Origin of the sequence: Citrobacter sp. wls619 (assembly GCF_005281345.1) — a bacterium.
Classification (GTDB): Bacteria; Pseudomonadota; Gammaproteobacteria; order Enterobacterales; family Enterobacteriaceae; genus Citrobacter.
On the sequence record NZ_SZXJ01000062.1, the window covers coordinates 2,287 to 3,601 of the forward strand.

The window sequence follows — 1,315 nt, forward strand, 5'->3', positions numbered from 1 at the left end:
GCCAGACCCGATAAAACTTGCCGGGGGTATCAGACCATATGGGTATGTTCATAATCCGTTAAGCTGGATTGATCCACTGGGTCTGGACAGAACGCCGATTATATTTTTGCCTGATGGTGGTGATGTTTTACATCCAGGAAGTATCTCTCCTGAAAATCCTGAAGGAATATTTACCATAAGAGCTACAGGAAGCCATGTTGGTGACAAGGAATCATTGCTGAATGCAATAAATATAAATGAAAATTCTGCTCGAGGATGGACTGGGCATCACGTTGATTACAACCCTGCCACAAATGAAATGCGGATGCAACTGGTCAACCCAGACTATCATGGAGGTTATGGACATATAGGAGGGGTGAAAGATTTTGAAGATTACACCGGAACCGCTTATAATAAAGAATCAGGCATTACACGTGCTCAAGAAATAAATAAATTATTGGATGAATGCCCTTAATCAGGACTTGGAAAATGACGACACAAAGAGAATTTCATTTGCAACTAGAACAATCTGCACCTGAAATTTCAGAGGACTCAATTAACTCTATAATTGCCGAAGAGTTTCCGGGCAAAAAAGAATTTATACAATTTTACCTTGACCATAACGGTGGGTATTTACCATTATCTGACGCGCACTATTATCGAGACCGGATATATACAATCTCTAAAGACGATTATAATGCAATGCATGTGGAAGGGTTTTATTTTATACCCCATCATCGAGATGAATATAAATTTGAGATGCTGCTATCTATCCCAAGAATGAGATGGCATTACTCCAATTATTCCGAGCAAGCCAAAAACTTTGCCATGACACATATCCCTTTCGCCTTTGATGCTGGTGGTAATGTCTATTGGATTGATAAGGAATCAGGACGAGTTCAGTTCATTAATCTAGAAAGAGAGAATGAAATTATCGATAATATAGCTCCGTCATTTGGTGATTTCATTGAAAACATTGAACCCACGCGCAGGAAAAGTAAATAATTGTAGCTGTATCTCACATTATTCCTCGTCGAGATCAGAAACTTGTAATCTTCTCCATCTCAGTCCAAGCACGATGCGCTGGGATGGGCTCAACGAAACAGATAGCGGAAGCCTGGACAGCCCCAGTGATATGCCCATACCCGCATCAGTGACAGCCGCTGGGGTAACACCGCCTACCGCTATGATAACAACGACCAGATTACCCTTGCCGAAGGGGGTGTCCGCCACCTCCCCCGTCAGGAGCATTTCGACTACGACGTTAATCTGAATATCAGCCACCACAGTCAGACCCGCAACCTTCCCTGTCATGCAGTTCACTGCTCAGGAGCAG

Annotated in this window: 3 protein-coding genes; 2 read left to right on the forward strand and 1 reads right to left on the reverse strand. The window is 42.8% G+C overall.

Annotation, left to right across the window (positions count from 1 at the left end; genetic code table 11):
* Positions 1 to 454, forward strand: a 454-nt coding sequence (locus FDX19_RS25105) for an HNH endonuclease (protein ID WP_170974379.1), incomplete at its 5' end; no start/stop codon positions are given.
* 14 nt (positions 455 to 468) lie between these two features.
* On the forward strand, positions 469 to 984 hold the full coding sequence (locus tag FDX19_RS13585) for an SMI1/KNR4 family protein (protein ID WP_170974380.1): 516 nt from the start codon (positions 469 to 471) through the stop codon (positions 982 to 984).
* A gap of 18 nt (positions 985 to 1,002) precedes the next feature.
* Here FDX19_RS13585 and FDX19_RS13590 read toward each other — a convergent pair whose 3' ends face one another.
* The gene (locus tag FDX19_RS13590) at positions 1,003 to 1,293 is read right to left on the reverse strand and encodes a hypothetical protein (RefSeq protein WP_137383125.1); all 291 of its coding nucleotides are present in this window, start codon (positions 1,291 to 1,293) and stop codon (positions 1,003 to 1,005) included.
* Positions 1,294 to 1,315 lie beyond the last annotated feature (22 nt).